Origin of the sequence: Candidatus Nitrosopumilus sp. (assembly GCF_028278985.1) — an archaeon.
GTDB lineage: Archaea > Thermoproteota > Nitrososphaeria > Nitrososphaerales > Nitrosopumilaceae > Nitrosopumilus.
The window spans coordinates 13458-30696 of sequence record NZ_JANQTA010000017.1 but is presented as its reverse complement, the minus strand read 5'-3'; the positions used below and the strand labels follow the sequence as shown (position 1 = coordinate 30696).

Genomic DNA, 17239 nt, shown 5'->3' with positions numbered 1-17239 from the left:
TCCAGCCTGTAAAAATTCATTTTAATTAAATAAAGCCAGAAAATAGTTTTCTTGTGGATTTTGCTGACCTATTTCCATTTGCCCCGGAAGTGGGCTATCTTAGTCTAGCACTTGTGAACTTTTTTGGTTCTCTAGTTCCTTTTGTCCCATTACCAGGATTCTTACTTTTAGCTACAATGTCAGTTGGTGACAAGTTTGACTTGCATGTGTTAGCAATTTTATCAGCAGTATCTGCAACTATTGCAAAACAAATAATCTTCTTTGTTAGTTATGGGGGACGAAAAATCATTAATGAAAAGACAAGAAAAAGAATGAGACCTTTTGAAAGACTTGTAAAGAGATATGGTGCAGGAGCAGCATTCTTTGCAGCAGCAACTCCAATTCCAGATGATTTGGTTTATGTTCCATTAGGATTGGCAAAGTATAATCCAAAAAGATTTTTCATTGCAACATTAACTGGAAAATTTGTTCTAAGTTATACTATTGTCTTTGTATCTCACTATCTTGGTTTATCCTTGGTAGAACCATTTATTGAAAACATTGATGATGCAACACCAATTTACATTGGAATTATAGTATTTGGCGCATCAATGACTGCAGTTGTAGTCTTACTTTTGAGGCTAGATTGGCAAAGAATCTTGGGAAGGTTTGCCCCTTGGACTCTGGATGAAAACAATCCTGATGACAAGGACGATTAAATTTCTATTTTAAAATTCCACAACTTGTCTGTTGCTTCTTTAATTCCAATTCTAGGTGATGAAATAATTTTCTTTTTGTCAATTCCTTCTGTAATGTATAATTTTGAATCATTTGTTAAGTCCAAACCATATTGTTCTTTTGTAATTTGTAATGCTTGAGTAAGTTTAGCAGGACCGTTTGTTAGATTTTTCAAATTATCTTGCTTTCTATTTTTTTGCATTGTCTTGAGTCCTTTTTCAGGATGAATTGCACGAATCAAAACTGCCCCTGCTTTAGTTTTCTTGTTTTTAGCTACAACATTAAAGCAATAATACATTCCATATGTGAAATAGACATAAGAAATTCCAACTTCTCCAAACATTACCTTGTTTCTCTCAGTAATGCTTCTATGAGCATGACTTGCAGGATCATCTTTGTGTCTATAGGCTTCAGTTTCAGTAATTATTCCTGAAATCTCTGTTCTTCCAATCTTTCTAATGATTCTTTTACCTAGTAGTTTTTTTGCTACCGTTACTGTATCTTTGAGATAAAATTCCCTAGGAAGAGTATTCAATGTCTACAGTTACTTTTTTTCCTTCTTTTAGTTGTGCTATGGTGTAGAATAGCTTGGCAATATCTCCATTTAGCACTTTGATTAATTCTTGATTGTAAATGGTAGCTGCTGGGTGAACTGTCAGAAAATACAATTGATTGTCTTTTCTTACAACTTTGCCCCTATACTTTGTAATCTCTGAGCCTCCTAAAATTGAATTAAATGCTGTATTTCCTAGAATACAGATTATTTCAGGCTCAATTATTGCAATTTCTTGGTTTAGATAGTCAACACAGGTGCTTCTCTCAGTAGTATTTGGAACTCTGTTGTTAGGTGGTCTGCACTTTACAACATTTGTAATGTATACTGAATCTCGTGTAACTCCTATTTCTTCTAGTGCAGATGATAATCTTTTTCCTGCAGCTCCCACAAATGGCTCTCCATTTTTATCTTCATTTCGTCCTGGAGCTTCTCCCACAAAGATTACATCTGATTTGAAATTTCCTTTACCTGGAACAGAATTTGTTCTAGTTTTGCAAAGATCACACTTTGTACATTCTACTACTTGTTGTTTGATTTTTTCTAATTTACTCATTAGTTCACACTCTTGACTGTTGCAACTCCTCTTATTGTTGGCCCACCATTTCCCATTATCATTGATTGCATTGGATCTCCTTTTCCACAGTTTGTAATTGGTCTGACAGTAAAGTCCTTTCCACATGCATCAATTGATTCAAAAAATTCTGGGGCAACTCCTGTAACAATGATATCTCTTTTCAAATCTGTCAATTCCCCGTTTTCAATTTTTTGTGCATATTGCGCAGATATACTCCAGTTGAATCTTTTCATATCAATTGAAGGGATTTTCATGTTTGAGATATAGTATCCGTCTTTGACATCTTTAATCATCTCTTCAGGATTGTATTTCCCTGGTGCAATACATGTGCAAGCCATCCTGATTAGAGGCATGAATCTGTAACTAGTTGCCCTCATGTTTCCGGTAGGAATTGAATCAAAAATCTCTGCAGTCTCTCTATTTTGCATATGCTCTTTGAGATATCCATTCTCAACTAGGGTAGTTTTCTTTGTTCTTACTCCTTCATCGTCATACTGATACCACCCAAGACTTTGCTCAATTGTAGGATCATCAAAAACTGTTAGATGTTCTGAGCCTATTTTCTCTCCTCTTTTTCCTTTCCACCATGCACCTCCAGCCCATGCCATCTCTTTTCCTAAAACTCGGTCAGCTTCAGATGGGTGTCCTAAAATCTCATGAGTTAACAATGCAACAAAATCTGGATTCATTACTACTGTGGTTTTTTCTTCTTTAGCAGGTTTTGCATCAATTAGCTGTGATGCTTTCTGAGAAATCTCTTTTGCAACCGTTTGAATTTTGTTATTTTCTGTGATTTGTTCTATTCCTCCTCTTCCTCCTTCCGTAATGTTTACTGATTGCGTTAATCCTGATTCATGTGATATTGCATTCATATCCATTACGACATCTGTAAAGTTTTGCAAAATTTTTGCACCTTCTGTATTTACAAAATATTTTGAGCTTTTCATAAACCAAGGATGAATTATTGATTTGATTATTCTAGGTGTGTCTGAAATAATTTTACTGCATTCGAATCCTAATTTTGTAATCTCTTCTAAATTTGGCTCATTTATCACTGGATAGTCTATTGTAATTTTATCTGAATTGTTTGGTGAAAGTCTAATTTTGTTTTGTTTATTTTCTCCATAATGCTGTGCATTTTTTACAGTTTCAGAAATTTTATCTTTAACTTGTTCCCATGATTCAGGATTTGTAATTGAACAAAATGCCCATGCCCCATTTTTTATCAGTTTGATTCCTAATCCAACATCATTTGATTCTCTAGTATGTTCAACTGATTGGTTTTCAATTAGTACTGATTTTAGAGTTTGATCTTCTGCTCTGACATCACAATACTGAACCCCTAAATCTTGAGCAAATTGTATTGTTTTATCAGCATAGTCTAAAATTGAATTATCCACAAATAGTAGAAAATTATCACATTCCTAAATCTTCTGGCCTACTGACTTGAGATTGCAGGCATTGTAAAGTAGTATTCATCCTCAAATTCATAGTCCGTACTACCTTTTTTCCTTAGAAATTCAAAGTATTCTGAGCAATTTTGGTAAAATTCCTCGTTTTTGTGCTGCATAATCTCTCATCTCAATAACCCCATTTTTCTTCTAGAGTGAGAAATTTTAGTTCTGAGAGTTTGTTTTCTTTAAGCAGAACCTACTGGGCTGCCTGTAGAGGTGCTAGGATTTTTTGGAATTGTAAATGTGAATGTGGCCCCTTGATTTGGCACACTGTCCACTGAAATTTCTCCCAAGTGATTATCGATAATACCTTTACAGATTGCTAGACCTAATCCACTTCCTCCTCTTTCTCTAGTTAGTGTTGCATCTACCTGGTAGAATTTCTTAAACAAGTCTGTTTGTTTTTCAGATGGAATTCCTACACCATTATCTTTGACACTAATTTTTACTTCAGTTGGAGAATCTTCCATGAGTACTTCTACCTTTCCTGTTTCTGGTTCTACTGCAATCAAACTATTTTTAATTAAATTAGTAATCACTTGAGCGATTCTATCTGCGTCATGATCAATTGTAACATCTATGGCATTTGATGAAATTTGAATATTTGATTTTGCGGCTTCAGGAATTAGCGTTTGAATTGCCTTATCAATTGTCTCTTTGATATTTTTATTTTCTTTTTTCATCTTTAATTGTCCTAATTCTAATTTTTGTGCATCAAGCAAATCTGAAATAATTGCAAGCAATGTTTCAGAACTGGTTTTGATGATTCCGATTCTTTCTCTTTGTTTGTCTGTTAGTTTTCCTAAATGCTCACCAAGTAAAATGTCTGAATATCCTTGAATTGGAACAAGAGGTGTTTTTAGTTCGTGTGTAATCATTGCAAGAAATTCATCTTTTGCAATATCTGTTTTCTTTGCCTCTTCCTCTTTCTCTTTAATTGTGTTTGACATTACGTTAAAGTCGTTAACTAATTGTCCTACTTCGTCAGTTCCAGTGTATTCGATTTTCTCACCGTAAACTCCTTCCCTAACTCTTGCAATTGCTTGAATAATTGAGCCTAAAGGAGTCAAAGATTGTCTAATTACAAACAATACCAAGAAGAATACTGCAATATCTACAACAAGAATAATCTGAATGATTGTTTGTTCTTCTGAACCTTGTTTTGAAATTTCTTGTGTCCAATCTTGGATGATGGTATCAATATCTGCATAGAAGATTTCTTTTTGTTGGATCATCTTGTCATTTGCTGAATCGTATTCAGAAGAAAATAATCCCTTTTCTTCTAAAATTTGCACTTTCACACTCATGGATTCCCATAATGGATCAATCTGTCTCAGTGCACTGGAATTCTCACGTGATAATTCGATTAATTCTTCATGCTCCATTCCTACGCTTGCTACATCCAAGTCATTAGTTGGAACTTGTAATAATTTTCTTATACTAATTTCAAATTGTAACCTCTTTTCTCCTAGTTTTTCTTGAACTGCTTGTTCGTTTCCACTAGAAAGCAGAAGAGTCTGCTCTCCAATTGCTTTGGCGCATTCTACCAAGTCAATTGAAATTTGTTTATGTCGGTTGTATTCTCTTCCCAAGTTTTCAAACTCTCTTTCCATGTTTACTGTAAGGATGATTAACTCACTGTTTTTATCTAAAACATCTAACTGTGCTTTTTCAGCTTCAGGATCTAAAAGCAATGTTGTTTCAACTTCATTTGCTGCATCTCTATATGCTTCCCATGAATTTGATAAATTACGATGATCATCTACTAAGGAATCTGGGATTCTTTCTAATGTCAAGTCATTGAATGTTCCACCTGTTTTGATTATTCCAATCATCGTTTCTACATCTGTAATTTTTTCATCAAGAATTGTTTTGTCTTGTTCATTTCCACTTGCAACTGATGTAGCTAGTGATGAAATTGATTCAGCTGATACTTTAACGTCGCCAACTCTGATGATTGAATATGATTGGGTTGTCTGTGAATTACTATCTGTATAAAATAACAAAAGATTGACTGCTGCAGCTCCAATAAGTATAGCTATCAGTAGGTATGCCTTACTCAGGAGCTTCATATCAAAATGACTGAACAAGGATATAAAAATAATAGTGATTTTTGTAAAGTCAATCATTATGTCAGAAGAATTTGTCAAACTTGCTACTGATGAAATCAATCAAGCAATTGCAGAAATGGAAACAACTTTTTCTTCGTGCACAGATGATGAGGCTACACTTTCTAAATCAAATTTATTTCAAAAAGAATCTCACAAAATAAAGGGATTGGCTCCAATGATGGGACAAGAAGAACTAGGTGCATTTGCCGCAATTTTGGATTCTGTCCTCAAAAGACTCTCAGATGGCAAAACAACTCCTGATGCAAAAAATCTAATTGAAACTTCAATCTCTTCAATGAAACAATGTATGGATGAGCCTGCCACTGATTTGAGTGAGCTAAAAACTAAAACTTCCCAAATTTTGGAATCTCTCAATTAGTTAATATTTTTAATATGCTTTATCTGCTGATAAAATATGGCCCGAATGATGATAGCTGATGATTCAGATGCTATTCGTCTGGTTCTAAAAGACATTTTGTCAATTGGAGAACATGAAATTGTTGTAGAAGCTACAGATGGAGCTGAGGCAGTCAAATTTTACCAAGAACATAATCCTGATATCTTACTTTTAGATTTAGCAATGCCAAAAAAAGATGGACTTACAGTAGTCAAAGAAGTAATTGCAGCAGATCCTAATGCAAAAATTATTTTGATTACTGCAAGTGATGATCAAAAAACCATTAACCAATGTTTGGAACAAGGAGCTACTTCGTACATCTCAAAACCATTTGATTTCAATGGTGTCTTAAAAGCAATTTCTGATATTTTAGAAAAGTAATTAGGGCGTACTCCTAACTTTACAGTGAATTTGTCTAAAATTGTAGTAGATACTAGTGTGATAATTAATGGGCAACTGATTTCTCAAATTGAATCTGGTACCATTAGAAATATTGAGATAATCATTCCCCAAGCCGTTTTTGATGAATTACAATCACAAGCATCAACAAAAAAAGAACAAGGCTTTGTTGGTTTAGAGAAAATTAAAACTCTGAAAAAAATTTCTCAAGAATTTGGATTAACAGTATCTGTGTTGGGAACTCATCCTTCAAATGATGATATTCAATATGCTCACAAAGGAAGAATTGACGCAATTATTACTGATTTAGCAAAACAAAATGATGCTATTTTGTACACTTCTGATAATGTGCAACATCTAGTTGCTCAAGCAGAAGGAGTTGATACCGTCTATCTAAAATCTGAAATCAAAAAAGAAGATTTGGAATTCTTAAAGTTCTTTGACTCTGAAACGATGAGTGTTCATCTTAAGGAAAATCAACAACCCCTAGGCAAGAAAGGCATGCCTGGAACCTTTACTTTGACTACGTTATCTGACGAGATATTGACACGTGATTATCTGGAAATGATTTCTTCACAAATTTTAGATGCAGCAAATGCTTCGGATGATAACACTATAGAGATTTCAAAGACAGGCGCATCAGTAATCCAACAAGGAGATTATAGAATTGCTATAACTCATCCTCCTTTCTCAGAGTCTTTCGAAATTACAATTGTACATCCTATAGTCAAATTATCTTTGAGTGATTATGAGATTTCTGAAGAATTGATGGCAAGATTTTCTGATAGGGCAGAAGGAATTGTAATTTCTGGTTCCCCTGGTTCAGGAAAAAGTACACTGGCATCAGGTCTTGCAAATTATTATCACAGTCAAGGAAAAATTGTAAAAACATTCGAGTCACCAAGAGACTTGCAAGTTGATTCTGGAATAACTCAATACAGCAAACTTGATGGAAGTTTTGATAACACTGCAGATATTTTGCTACTAGTACGTCCAGATTATACTATCTTTGATGAAGTTAGAAGACGAGAAGATTTTAGAACATTTGCTGATCTTCGATTAACTGGAGTTGGAATGGTAGGAGTTGTTCATGCAAACTCTCCTCTAGATGCAATTCAAAGATTCATTGGAAAAATCGAACTAGGCATTATCCCAAATGTTTTGGATACAGTAGTGTTTGTGAAGAATGGTAAAATCGAAAAAGTATATGATTTGGAATTAAAAGTCAAAGTTCCTTCTGGAATGACTGAATCAGACCTTGCACGTCCTGTAATTGAGATTAGAAATTTTGAAGATAATGCATTAGAGCATGAAATCTATACATTTGGAGAAGAAAATGTCATAGTTCCTGTAGGTAAAAAGACTGAAAAAATTGGAATTGAGAAACTTGCTGAAGACAAAGTTCGTGAGACATTCAAACGATATGATCCTCAAGCCCAAGTTGAAATTCAATCAGAAAATCGTGTAAAAGTAATGGTCGATGAACAATACATTCCATCTATTATTGGGAGAGGTGGTTCTAACATCAATGAAATAGAAAAATCACTCAAAGTTCACATCGACGTTGTACCAAAAGACTACCATGAATCATCTGGCATAACAAATGATTTACCATTTACATTTTCAGAATCAAAAACTTCGTTACTACTAACTGTAAGCAGAGAATACACCTCAATGCATGCTGATATCTATGTTAATGACAAGTATGTTACATCAGTTAGAATTGGAAAGAAAGGTCAAATCAAGATTCCAAAACGTTCAGAGACAGCTAGAACATTGATGAAATTAGCTTCTTCTCAAAACGAGATTCAAATTTTTCTCAAAGATTTTTAAAATTATCAATTATCTTTGGATTAGCTTTTAGAAATGTAATGAATTTTCTTAATTGTTTGATTGTTTTTGGATTTAGATGATGTTCCATTCCTTCAATGTCTTCATTTGCAGTATCATACCCAATCCCTAAAATCTCAAAGAACTCTAACAAAATTCCGTGTTTTTGTCTAATTCCTTCTGCAATCTGTGAACCTTTCTCAGTTAGGTTGATGCCGTGATATTTTTCATATTCTAAAAATCCACTTTCATCTAATCTTTGAAGCATCTTTGTAACACTTGGTGCACTAACATTCATGTATCTAGAAATATCTAGTGTTGTGGCATATCCTTTGAGTTCTACTAATTCAGAAATAATCTCCAAATAATCCTCCATTCTAGAACTAGACCTAGTTCTTTCTGATTCATGTGCTGCTTTAATTGAGTCTAGTCGCTTGGTGGTTTTTGACTTCATCTAATCTTTGTATCTAAATCAAAGCTAGTATAATTGAGTGTCTTTTTGCCAAAATTTTGTTACTCTTTGTTGACTTGGAAGTGATTGTTATTGATCATTGAATCTTAACTATTTTTTCCTAAATACTAGGCTGGAATGGTTGACCCCTTAAAGGAACGACTCGATAAATTAAAGAAATTCTCTGAATCTGCCAAGCGCAGAGCCAATCTGTATAGTGATGTTGCTGGAATAGATGGAAAACACACTGCTAATTCTTTGAGTGCCTTACAAAAAGCACCTGCTCCTGGCAAGAAATTACAGAAAATTGGATTTTTGATGTTGTGGGTCCCAGAGCCAACTGGAGTAACCTGTGCAGTAGGAGGACCTATGATTGTTGCAGGAAGATACTTGGAGAAAAAATACAACAGTGCTACCATTCACGATATTGGTCATGCAACAAAAAACACAATGTCTTCAATTCATGATTTCAAACAATCCGTAATGTAACTACCTTAGTTTTTAAAAGGATAGGACTAACAAATTTTGTGACTACTAGAACTCAGGCCCTAGTTCCAATCATTATTGCAGCAGTTATTGTAGGTGTGATTGGTTTAATGTCAATTCCAAGTGAAAGCAAACTAGAGTCTGTAGAATTTCCTCGAGGAACAATCAAAGTTGACGATGTACCGTTGGAAGTGCAAATAGCTGATACTGAACCAAGACGTGTTCGTGGTTTAATGTTCCAAGATCAATTGCCACCTGATCAGGGAATGATCTTTGTTTTTGATGAACCCGGTCTTTACTCATTGTGGATGCTTAACATGCAATTTCATCTTGATATGATTTGGTTTGATGAAAATGGCAAAGTAGTTCATATTGAAAAAGATGTTCCACCGTGTAAAACTGCTTTAGAGATCACAACATGTCAAAGTGTGGTTCCCGAAGGAGATGCAAAATATGTACTAGAGGTAACTGCTGGTTTTATTGACACAAATAATATTACAAAAAATTCGATTTTAACAATAATTTCAATCTAATTGCAAAACCTTATCTTTGAACAAAAAATCTGTATCTTGTGAATAAGTTAGTTATCATTCCAATTGTAGTTGGAGTAATTGTAGCAATTTCTGTATCTGCAGTGTTTATGGGGGATTTCAAATCAGAACCAGAATCAATTCCAATCTATGAATCAGGATTTACATATTATGATATTGAATTAGTTCAAACAGCATTGGCAGAGCATGACATTATTGTATCCTCTCCTACTGCCATAACTGATGATACCATTGATCAATATTGTGTGTATTTTGACAAAGGACTTCCAAGATCTGTAAGTTACTGTACAACAACTGCAGTTCATGATTCTTCAGGAAATACAATTGGCAACATCAATCTAGGTGGTGATGTGAAATCTCCAATCTTAGCCATAGTGAACCTTGAAACCACTACTTTGGATGCTAATCGAGATGAAGTCCATACCATTTTTGAGCGTACCATAGAATCTTTAGTTTGTGATTGTTGGGAAGAACAACAAGAAGAAGATTTTCCAACTCCTACGTCCTGGTTTGAGGCTGTAGAAAAATTCTATCTTGATTCAGATAGACGTAATGTCAAATCACAAATTGAAAATTTAGAAAATACTGAAATCTTTTTGGAGATTACCTCTAAAGAAAATTCTGTCTTACGCACGTTACTAATTCTAAAGTAGTCTAATTATATAATAGAAAATTCTCTGATTGACATTACAATGATTGATCAATTGTGGTTGATACCACTTGGATTCGCAGCAGGAATATTGGGTTCGATGATTGGACTTGGTGGTGGAATAATTGTTGTTCCAGTTTTAACATTTCTTGGTTTTTCTCCAACTGCAGCTGCTAGTAATAGTTTGTTTGCAGCACTAAGTAATGCCATAGCATCTACAATCTCTTATTCTAAACAAAAAAGAATAGAATTTTCATTAGGAATTAAACTTGGTTTACTTTCAATTCCTGGAACTGTTTTAGGTGCACTAATTTCTTCAGATGTTACTCCCGGAATCTTTCAAATATTATTTGGTTTGGTGTTAATTGCATCAGCAGTTTACATATTCTTGAGAAGAAAATTAGAATCAAAGGAAAAAAAATTATCTATACAAATGATAATTTTTGCAGTGGGTGCAAGTTTCTTTGCAGGAATTATTTCTTCTTTCTTTGGAATTGGTGGAGGAATCGTCTTTGTTCCATTAATGGTAGTTGGAATGGGAATGGCAATGAAAAGAGCTGCCCCTACATCTCAATTAATTTTGTTGTTTGCATCCTTATCTGGTGTTATAACTCACAGTTTACTTGGACATCCTGATTTTACACAAGCAGGATTTTTAGCAATTGGTTCATTTGCAGGTGGACTAGTTGGCGCAAGGTTATCCATTGAAATCAAAGAACGTTACTTGCAGATTCTAGTTTCAGTAGTAATTTTGATTGCAGCTGGAAAATTGTTTTTTGATTCCATCGTAGAAGGTGGATTGATTTTTTAGCCATGATTTTTGTTTGCGCTTTTATAGTAATTTTGTGATGTATAGTGTTCGTTAGGTCTTTGACCTAAGGGCGGGGGAGACTAGTCGGCTCTCCTGTTTACTTTTCAATAGTATAATTTCTACGAGTCTGTTAAATACAAAATTCACAAAATCATTTCATGACAGTAATTTACATTCCAGTAAGACCTTCAAGAAGAAATGATGATGAACTAGAAGATTAGTTATCTTGGTGGCTCTTTTTTAATTCTGTAAATGTTCTTTTTTGATAGAACTATGGTTTCACCATCTTGGTTCAGTCCTTCAAAATCAATTGCAATTTTGCCAAATTCTTCATCAATGTCTTCTTTTCCAGATACCGTGAACTTTAATCTTAGAACTTGATCTGTTGTTAATGGTTTTAGAAATCGTGTGTTTCTGTTTTCCCATTCCGGATCTCCGTCTGTTCCAATAAAGACAATATGGTTTCCATAAATCTGACTTAATCTTGTAAATTCTCCTTCCATTCTTGATAAAATTGCCCTACCTGAAACCATTGATTCGCCTTTTTTCATTTCATCCAAGAATGAATTTCTTACTCTAGAGAAGCTAAGATACTCTTCAAGTTCTTTATCTGAAATACTGCATGTGGATTGAAATGTATCTCCTACACGAAATTCTTTGAATTTTTTCATTCTTATCTTGATTCGTCAACACAGAAAGTTACTTCAGATGATGAAGCAGCATTCTCTGATACAAGGAAGTTAAATGCATCTGCAATTTTTTGATTGTCTGGTTCAGAACCTGTAACAGAACCAGGAAATACTGTAAACATTCTGATGTTTGATTTTAGAACATCACTTAGTTCTTGGTTTACTGTAGTTGTAAATGGTCTAAGGGCTCCTCTGAAAACTTCTACTTGAGCTCTCTGAGTTCCTGAAACTTTACGTCCTACTGGTAAGTCTGGACCAATGATCATAATGGAACCTGTTTTATCTTTGAACAGTCTTGGGTCTTTACCGCCACCTGGAACAAAATGTTCTAGTGTTCTTTGAGCAACAATTGCTGGTGTGGTGATGAATTTAGCAACTAGTTCTTCCCAGCCTGCTCTGTTTAGTTCTGTTAATTTGCCTACCTCTGGAAGTTTTCCAGTAACGTGAATTACGCCTAAAATGTCTCCAAGGTTTGTCTTTGCAGTGTTTAGCCATCTCTGGACTTCTTCAGGATTTGAAATATCTACTGCATGTGAGTGGAATTTACTACTAATTGATTCTTGAACATCATTTGGTGTTGTTTTTGAAATAAAGCATGCAACTTTACCTCCATTCTTTTCAACATGTTGTGCCAAAAATTCTACTCTCTCAGCATCTGCTTTGTCTGTTCCATCAACTGTAAAGACTACTGCTTTTCCTGTGAAGTCTGGTTGATGAACACCTGGAGTTGTTGTTCCGATGTGTGGTTTAACTGGATAGAAAACTCTGTCACCTGGAATTACTTTACCATTGAGAATTTGTACAATTTGCTCATCACACAAATTAAGAACCATTTCTGAAACTTGTGATTGTGCCAAAAATTCTTGGTTTGCAATCATATGTGATGTGTTGTTTTGAACTTTTTCTGCAATTGTTTTGATTTTTGTTAATAAGTTTGTATAAGTTTCAGTTAATTTTGCAACGTCTCTACCGTTTGCTAATTTTTCTGCAACTTTGGCAATACCTTCTTTGTCAATTCCATCAGCTAAAATACATTCTAGCAAATCATCTCTTGCTTCTTCAACTTGGACTGGAGTTAAATCTTCAAATCCACTAACTCTCATAAATTCTGCTGCAGCTTTTGGATAAACTGTTTTGTAAATTCTATCAGAGTGCACTGGTCCTGGATTTGTTGCAATAGAAACAATTCCTTTTTCAGTTAACTCCCATGACATACATTCAGCTAGTCTATTCTTTGCACCTTGTGATGCAGTATATGGACTTCTGAATCTGTATGGTCTTTGTTCTAATGGTCTTTCTTCAGTAAAGAATGTAGAAATTGTAATTATTTTTCCTCCTTCTTTCATTACTTTTAGTGCTTGAACTGAGCCCCAGAAAGTACCTGTAAGGTGAATTCCAATTGTACTCTTAAACTCATCAACTGGTGAGTTTGCAAAGCAAGTTACAGGACCTGAAACTCCTGCGTTGTTAATTATGTAATCAACAGTAACATTATCATTTTTCAAAGTATCAAACATGTTATTCATTGCAGATTCGTCAGCAACATCAACTCCTGCAAAAATTCTAACTGTAGAGTTTGTTCCCTGAGGAATTTTTGCTTCTAATTCTTTTGATGCTTCCTCAAGTGGCTCTTTTCTTCTTCCAAGAATAATTACACTGGCTCCTTCTTCAATAAATTTAGTGGCAATGGCTTTACCAATTCCAGTTCCACTTCCTGTTACTAGAGCGACTTTATTTTGGAATTTCATGATTAGATAAAATCTCCAATCTTTTGTGATATTTATTTGGATTGATCTCTGAGGCAAAAATTTTCTTGATATCTTTATTTGTGGGTATGATTCATGATTTTTGATGCATGATTCAGAGCCAGATACATTTGTCTATCAAACATGGCCCGAAAAATTTAGTGATATGCTAAAAGAGATCGGTGTAGATTCTGAATCTAAAGAAATTGGAACCGATGATGTTGAACAAGGTGATTATTACAGTAGATATTTTGCTCATACAGCTAGAATGATTACAAATCGTGGATGTCTTGATGTAAAGAACTCCAATATTGACGTCGTCCAAATTGTACAGAAGGGATAACAAATGCAAGATACAAATCCACTCCCTTGGGGCGCACTAGACAGATATCAAGCACACTTTATCGTAAGAAAGAGTGTAGGTGCTGATGCTGGAAACTTTGTTGCAAAAACAGTTCTAAATACAAAGGGACATTTTGCTTCAAAAGAAGTGGTTTCTGTTTCTTGGAACGGTCCAGGCAGTGTTGCAACAAAACTAAATGATGATTCTGAACTTAATGAAATGATTGCAAAGCAATCAGTAAAAGATGCAACTATCTATGTAGAACCAACTGATGGCGCTGTAAGAATTAGAGGTAAATGGGACAATCATTTGTCATTTGGAATTACAAAAGAACTTTTTGAGATTTATGACCGAATTGCAGGTCATATCAAATCTGTTTAAGCCTTCCACCAATCTAAGGCTAGAAAATCAACTTTGTCTTTTCCCTTGGGGATTGCTAGGATGAATTGTTTTCTAACTGTAGTTGCTAATCTTCCCGCAAGGACTATTCCTGTTGATGTTATTGGTTCGTTTCTGATATACACTTGAATCAAGTATGGTGCATGATCAATACCTGGTCCTTTTTCATACACTGCAAAATCACAACCAAATTTTATTCCGGGATTAATTATGTATCCTTTGTCTCTAAAATTTTTGTAAACAAGATATTTTTTATCAAAATCATGATATTCTTTTTTACAAATATCTGTCATTTCATCTACTGTTACTTTTTGTTTTGATTTTGTTATTGTGATCTTTTTGTTTTCTAAAAGATACAAACCTTCTATCAAATCTAAAATTAATGGTGCATCAATTTCTTCTGGGTTTGGCTTTGGAATTCCTATTGGTTTGCCGTAGTAACCTTTACTGAAAAGCTTTTTTGAGTCTTCGATATTCCAAACAATGATTCTATTTTCAATTAACTCACTTTTCATAATTTTAGATTATTTGATATGTATATGAATTCTCTTAGTATGAAAAATAAAGTAAAAATTGAATGATGTGTTCGTTAGAGGCTTAATGCTAACAATATGAAAGAATCTGAAACTCTTTGGCACTTGTCTGCCATCTCTTCAATTCCTTCAATAACATCTTTCATGAGCATCAATTCTTTTGTGTTTGTAACTTCTGTGAGAAGTTTCAATGTTGCTTGTCTGTATTTGATGTCGATTTCACGCTCAATTGTCTGTGTTTCTTGTGCTAATTCAATAGCATTTGCAGTGTTTGTGTTTAGACTTCTAATGATCTCATTTAGTTTGTAAACTTCGTCAACAACTAATTCGATTAGTTTTGTAATGTCTTTGTCTAGTTTTGCACTTTTCAATGTTGTTGGTTTTACATTTGAGAGTTTGAATGAAATTCCTGTAATGTATCCTGCAATCTCATCCATTGTGTATGCTGTGTTGAGAAGATTTTCTCTATTCATGATTAAACCACCTACGTCTGCAACTTCTCGAGTGATCTTTCTTCTCAAGTTTTCAACTTCTTCTTCAATTGTTGAAATTTGTTCTAGAGCGTTTTTGATTCCTGTCTTGTCTTTTTTCATCATTAGATCAGGAAGTGTTGCAAGTTCTCTAGCAGCATTTAGAATTCTGTTAATCTCGTCTTGTAAAACTGCGATAGCCTTTCTTTTTGCTTGAACTTCAAGCTCTCCGCTATACATAACAGAAATCAAGAATTCCTATGGTAATTTAAATCCTCTACGATTTTCGTGAAAAATTGAGCACGATTAAATCAAACTTTTGTCGTGGGCTACTTTTTTCTGTCCTTTGTAAAGTGAAATAACTTCTTCATTTGTTGATGCATCTTCGGCCATTTTCTCTGTTCTGATTTTTCCTGTAAATTTAGGGAATCTTAATGCTAGTCCTGCATCTTTTCTTACTTGGTCCCTTGCAGCTTTGTGAATTGGACTGAGTGTGATTTCTGATGCAACAACTTCGATTACTAGTTCTGGTTCAAACCAAACATCTGCTTCCATTTCACTTTCAATTCTTGGATTTTTTTTGATTGTAACTTTAGGTTGTAGGATTTGGTATAGTTGATCCAAGTCTTCATCTGAAAATCCTGTGCCTACTTTGCATATACTAGTAAACATATCCACGTCTTCATCGTATGTTGCAAGAAGAAGTGTTCCATAGCTTCCTGTTCTTCTTCCTTTTCCAAAAAATCCTCCAATGACAACAAGATCTAAACTGTCCCCTAACTCATTTTGATATTCTCGTTTAAGTTTTAACCAGTAACTTCCTCTGGAACCAGCTTGATATGGTTTGTCTAACATTTTGAGCATTAACCCTTCACTTCCTGCATTGATACTGTTTTCAAGGAATTCCTCAACATCATTTTCATTGTTTACAATAGCCATAGGAATGTGTTTTGCATATTCGTCTTCTTTGACTATTTTTTCTAGTTTCTCTCTTCTCTCTTTGTAACTTAGATCTAAACAGCTTTTGTCATTACAAAATAAAATATCAAAAAAGTTTACTGTAATTGGGTATTGTGTAACTGCTTTTTCTATTTTGTATTTTCTTCTTCTATGCATTAACTCTTGAAATGGTAAAAATTCTCCAGTGTTTTCATTTATTGCAACTGCTTCAGCTTCTAAGATTGCATTATCAGCTTGAATTGATTTTGGAATTTTCTCTATAATGTCTGGATAATAACTAGAAATATTTTCTAAACTTCTAGAGTAAAGAACAACTTTGTCTCCTTCAACATGTAATTGAACTCTTTCCCCATCTAGTTTGTATTCTGCTGCAAAATTATTTCCTAATCTTTCCACTGATTCTTCTTGACTTTTTACTCTGTCTGCAAGCATTGGTCTTACTGGATTAAACAAAATCACTTCAAATTTTTCAACACCTTCTATTCCTTTTTCAGAAATTGTTTCGGCAACTTTTCCTAAATCGCTTGAAACGTTATACGCGTGTTCCAAAACTTTTCTATTCTCTTTGTTTCCTGAAAATGCAATTGCTAATGCATCCATAACTGTATTTTCTGCAACTCCTAGCCTCAATGTTCCAAGTAATATTTTCAAAATGAAACTTGCCTCAAGTGGATTTGCATCATTTAGCAAGCTGGAGATGTATTTCATCTTCATGTCCTGTGATCTAGCTCCTTCTAGTTTTGCAATTTTGAATAGCGTTTCATAAACCCGCTCAACAGTAATATCTTCAACAAGAAAAGTTGTTTGTGTTTTTTGTTCTAAAATTACTGAAGCTGCATGACCCAAGTCTCCTCCTATTCTATATTCCTCTTCAATTTTTTTGATAGGAATCCCTGATGATTTTGAAATAGCTCTTATTGCAAGTTTTTCAGCAACACCAAGCTCAACTCCTTCAAAATCTGGTCTTAGTTTTCCTTGAAGCAAATAAACAATTCTTGCTATAACTTCTTGTGGTGTCTTTTCAAATAATTCTACCAAATATTGTGTTAATTCTAATCTCTTTCTAGTTGACTCCATTTTGTTAAATGCATCAGCTAAAATGGCAAAGTCCATT

Annotated in this window: 20 protein-coding genes; 10 read left to right on the top strand and 10 right to left on the bottom strand. The window is 34.2% G+C overall.

What is annotated here, in order from left to right:
- Nucleotides 1–53: 53 nt before the first annotated feature.
- Nucleotides 54–698, top strand: coding sequence for a VTT domain-containing protein (locus tag Q0941_RS05415; protein WP_299292081.1), 645 nt, complete (start codon nucleotides 54–56; stop codon nucleotides 696–698).
- Here the strand turns inward: Q0941_RS05415 and Q0941_RS05410 are convergent.
- The 4 genes from Q0941_RS05410 to Q0941_RS05395 form a co-directional block, all read right to left on the bottom strand.
- Nucleotides 695–1252 (bottom strand): DNA-3-methyladenine glycosylase, encoded by a 558-nt coding sequence (locus Q0941_RS05410; protein WP_299292080.1) that lies wholly within the window; start codon nucleotides 1250–1252, stop codon nucleotides 695–697. The two genes, Q0941_RS05415 and Q0941_RS05410, sit on opposite strands and share 4 nt — an antisense overlap.
- A complete protein-coding gene (locus tag Q0941_RS05405; RefSeq protein WP_299292079.1) occupies nucleotides 1236–1826 on the bottom strand; it encodes a uracil-DNA glycosylase in 591 nt (196 codons plus the stop codon). Before Q0941_RS05405 ends, Q0941_RS05410 begins: the two co-directional genes overlap by 17 nt.
- Nucleotides 1826–3247, bottom strand: coding sequence for a TldD/PmbA family protein (locus tag Q0941_RS05400; protein ID WP_299292078.1), 1422 nt, complete (start codon nucleotides 3245–3247; stop codon nucleotides 1826–1828). Before Q0941_RS05400 ends, Q0941_RS05405 begins: the two co-directional genes overlap by 1 nt.
- Before the next feature lie 239 nt (nucleotides 3248–3486).
- Nucleotides 3487–5373 (bottom strand): cell wall metabolism sensor histidine kinase WalK, encoded by a 1887-nt coding sequence (locus Q0941_RS05395; RefSeq protein ID WP_299292077.1) that lies wholly within the window; start codon nucleotides 5371–5373, stop codon nucleotides 3487–3489.
- Between the two features lie 58 nt (nucleotides 5374–5431).
- Between Q0941_RS05395 and Q0941_RS05390 the strand changes: the two genes are divergently transcribed.
- Genes Q0941_RS05390 through Q0941_RS05380 form a run of 3 tightly spaced genes read left to right on the top strand, consistent with a single transcriptional unit; the run spans nucleotide 5432 to nucleotide 8041 of the window.
- Nucleotides 5432–5791 (top strand): Hpt domain-containing protein, encoded by a 360-nt coding sequence (locus Q0941_RS05390; protein WP_299292076.1) that lies wholly within the window; start codon nucleotides 5432–5434, stop codon nucleotides 5789–5791.
- Nucleotides 5792–5827: 36 nt separating this feature from the next.
- Nucleotides 5828–6190 carry a response regulator gene (locus tag Q0941_RS05385; protein ID WP_299292075.1) on the top strand — a complete coding sequence of 121 codons (363 nt, stop codon included), beginning with the start codon at nucleotides 5828–5830 and terminating at the stop codon, nucleotides 6188–6190.
- Nucleotides 6191–6220: 30 nt separating this feature from the next.
- On the top strand, nucleotides 6221–8041 hold the full coding sequence (locus tag Q0941_RS05380) for a PINc/VapC family ATPase (RefSeq protein ID WP_299292074.1): 1821 nt from the start codon (nucleotides 6221–6223) through the stop codon (nucleotides 8039–8041).
- Here Q0941_RS05380 and Q0941_RS05375 read toward each other — a convergent pair.
- The gene (locus tag Q0941_RS05375) at nucleotides 8028–8492 is read right to left on the bottom strand and encodes a metal-dependent transcriptional regulator (RefSeq protein ID WP_299292073.1); all 465 of its coding nucleotides are present in this window, start codon (nucleotides 8490–8492) and stop codon (nucleotides 8028–8030) included. The two genes, Q0941_RS05380 and Q0941_RS05375, sit on opposite strands and share 14 nt — an antisense overlap.
- Before the next feature lie 135 nt (nucleotides 8493–8627).
- Between Q0941_RS05375 and Q0941_RS05370 the strand changes: the two genes are divergently transcribed.
- Genes Q0941_RS05370 through Q0941_RS05355 form a run of 4 tightly spaced genes read left to right on the top strand, consistent with a single transcriptional unit; the run spans nucleotide 8628 to nucleotide 10986 of the window.
- Nucleotides 8628–8978, top strand: a complete 351-nt coding sequence (locus Q0941_RS05370; RefSeq protein ID WP_299292072.1) for a hypothetical protein — start codon at nucleotides 8628–8630, stop codon at nucleotides 8976–8978.
- Between the two features lie 38 nt (nucleotides 8979–9016).
- Entirely contained in the window at nucleotides 9017–9508 is a 492-nt protein-coding gene (locus Q0941_RS05365; protein WP_299292071.1) for a DUF192 domain-containing protein, read from the top strand.
- A gap of 38 nt (nucleotides 9509–9546) precedes the next feature.
- Entirely contained in the window at nucleotides 9547–10179 is a 633-nt protein-coding gene (locus Q0941_RS05360) for a hypothetical protein (protein ID WP_299292070.1), read from the top strand.
- A gap of 39 nt (nucleotides 10180–10218) precedes the next feature.
- The gene (locus tag Q0941_RS05355) at nucleotides 10219–10986 is read left to right on the top strand and encodes a sulfite exporter TauE/SafE family protein (RefSeq protein WP_299292069.1); all 768 of its coding nucleotides are present in this window, start codon (nucleotides 10219–10221) and stop codon (nucleotides 10984–10986) included.
- Nucleotides 10987–11207: 221 nt separating this feature from the next.
- On the opposite strand, the gene Q0941_RS05350 is transcribed toward Q0941_RS05355, so the two are convergent.
- Together Q0941_RS05350 and Q0941_RS05345 are read right to left on the bottom strand one after the other, a co-directional pair.
- Entirely contained in the window at nucleotides 11208–11657 is a 450-nt protein-coding gene (locus tag Q0941_RS05350; protein ID WP_299292068.1) for a hypothetical protein, read from the bottom strand.
- 2 nt (nucleotides 11658–11659) lie between these two features.
- Complete coding sequence (locus Q0941_RS05345) at nucleotides 11660–13426, bottom strand: SDR family NAD(P)-dependent oxidoreductase (protein ID WP_367277475.1); 1767 nt, start codon at nucleotides 13424–13426, stop codon at nucleotides 11660–11662.
- Nucleotides 13427–13526: 100 nt separating this feature from the next.
- Between Q0941_RS05345 and Q0941_RS05340 the strand changes: the two genes are divergently transcribed.
- Nucleotides 13527–13763 (top strand): hypothetical protein, encoded by a 237-nt coding sequence (locus tag Q0941_RS05340; RefSeq protein WP_299292066.1) that lies wholly within the window; start codon nucleotides 13527–13529, stop codon nucleotides 13761–13763.
- Nucleotides 13764–13766: 3 nt separating this feature from the next.
- Nucleotides 13767–14144 (top strand): hypothetical protein, encoded by a 378-nt coding sequence (locus Q0941_RS05335; RefSeq protein ID WP_299292065.1) that lies wholly within the window; start codon nucleotides 13767–13769, stop codon nucleotides 14142–14144.
- On the opposite strand, the gene endA is transcribed toward Q0941_RS05335, so the two are convergent.
- The 3 genes from endA to Q0941_RS05320 all read right to left on the bottom strand — a co-directional run bounded on the left by endA (nucleotide 14141) and on the right by Q0941_RS05320 (nucleotide 17238).
- Nucleotides 14141–14677: a tRNA-intron lyase gene (endA, locus tag Q0941_RS05330; RefSeq protein WP_299292064.1), complete on the bottom strand. Its 537-nt coding sequence runs from the start codon at nucleotides 14675–14677 to the stop codon at nucleotides 14141–14143. The genes Q0941_RS05335 and endA overlap by 4 nt on opposite strands.
- Before the next feature lie 74 nt (nucleotides 14678–14751).
- Nucleotides 14752–15405, bottom strand: a complete 654-nt coding sequence (locus Q0941_RS05325) for a DUF47 domain-containing protein (RefSeq protein ID WP_299292063.1) — start codon at nucleotides 15403–15405, stop codon at nucleotides 14752–14754.
- Nucleotides 15406–15471: 66 nt separating this feature from the next.
- Nucleotides 15472–17238 carry an ATP-dependent DNA ligase gene (locus Q0941_RS05320; protein WP_299292062.1) on the bottom strand — a complete coding sequence of 589 codons (1767 nt, stop codon included), beginning with the start codon at nucleotides 17236–17238 and terminating at the stop codon, nucleotides 15472–15474.
- Nucleotide 17239 lies beyond the last annotated feature (1 nt).

Bases quoted from the DNA above. Each gene is read 5' to 3' on its own strand.
- Q0941_RS05320 (WP_299292062.1), bottom strand. From the start codon at position 17,238: ATGGACTTTGCCATTTTAGCTGATGCATTTAACAAAATGGAGTCAACT.
- Q0941_RS05325 (WP_299292063.1), bottom strand. From the start codon at position 15,405: ATGTATAGCGGAGAGCTTGAAGTTCAAGCAAAAAGAAAGGCTATCGCA.
- Q0941_RS05390 (WP_299292076.1), top strand. From the start codon at position 5,432: ATGTCAGAAGAATTTGTCAAACTTGCTACTGATGAAATCAATCAAGCA.
- Q0941_RS05405 (WP_299292079.1), bottom strand. From the start codon at position 1,826: ATGAGTAAATTAGAAAAAATCAAACAACAAGTAGTAGAATGTACAAAG.
- Q0941_RS05350 (WP_299292068.1), bottom strand. From the start codon at position 11,657: ATGAAAAAATTCAAAGAATTTCGTGTAGGAGATACATTTCAATCCACA.
- Q0941_RS05385 (WP_299292075.1), top strand. From the start codon at position 5,828: ATGGCCCGAATGATGATAGCTGATGATTCAGATGCTATTCGTCTGGTT.
- endA (WP_299292064.1), bottom strand. From the start codon at position 14,677: ATGAAAAGTGAGTTAATTGAAAATAGAATCATTGTTTGGAATATCGAA.
- Q0941_RS05335 (WP_299292065.1), top strand. From the start codon at position 13,767: ATGCAAGATACAAATCCACTCCCTTGGGGCGCACTAGACAGATATCAA.
- Q0941_RS05370 (WP_299292072.1), top strand. From the start codon at position 8,628: ATGGTTGACCCCTTAAAGGAACGACTCGATAAATTAAAGAAATTCTCT.
- Q0941_RS05355 (WP_299292069.1), top strand. From the start codon at position 10,219: ATGATTGATCAATTGTGGTTGATACCACTTGGATTCGCAGCAGGAATA.
- Q0941_RS05395 (WP_299292077.1), bottom strand. From the start codon at position 5,373: ATGAAGCTCCTGAGTAAGGCATACCTACTGATAGCTATACTTATTGGA.
- Q0941_RS05375 (WP_299292073.1), bottom strand. From the start codon at position 8,492: ATGAAGTCAAAAACCACCAAGCGACTAGACTCAATTAAAGCAGCACAT.
- Q0941_RS05340 (WP_299292066.1), top strand. From the start codon at position 13,527: ATGCATGATTCAGAGCCAGATACATTTGTCTATCAAACATGGCCCGAA.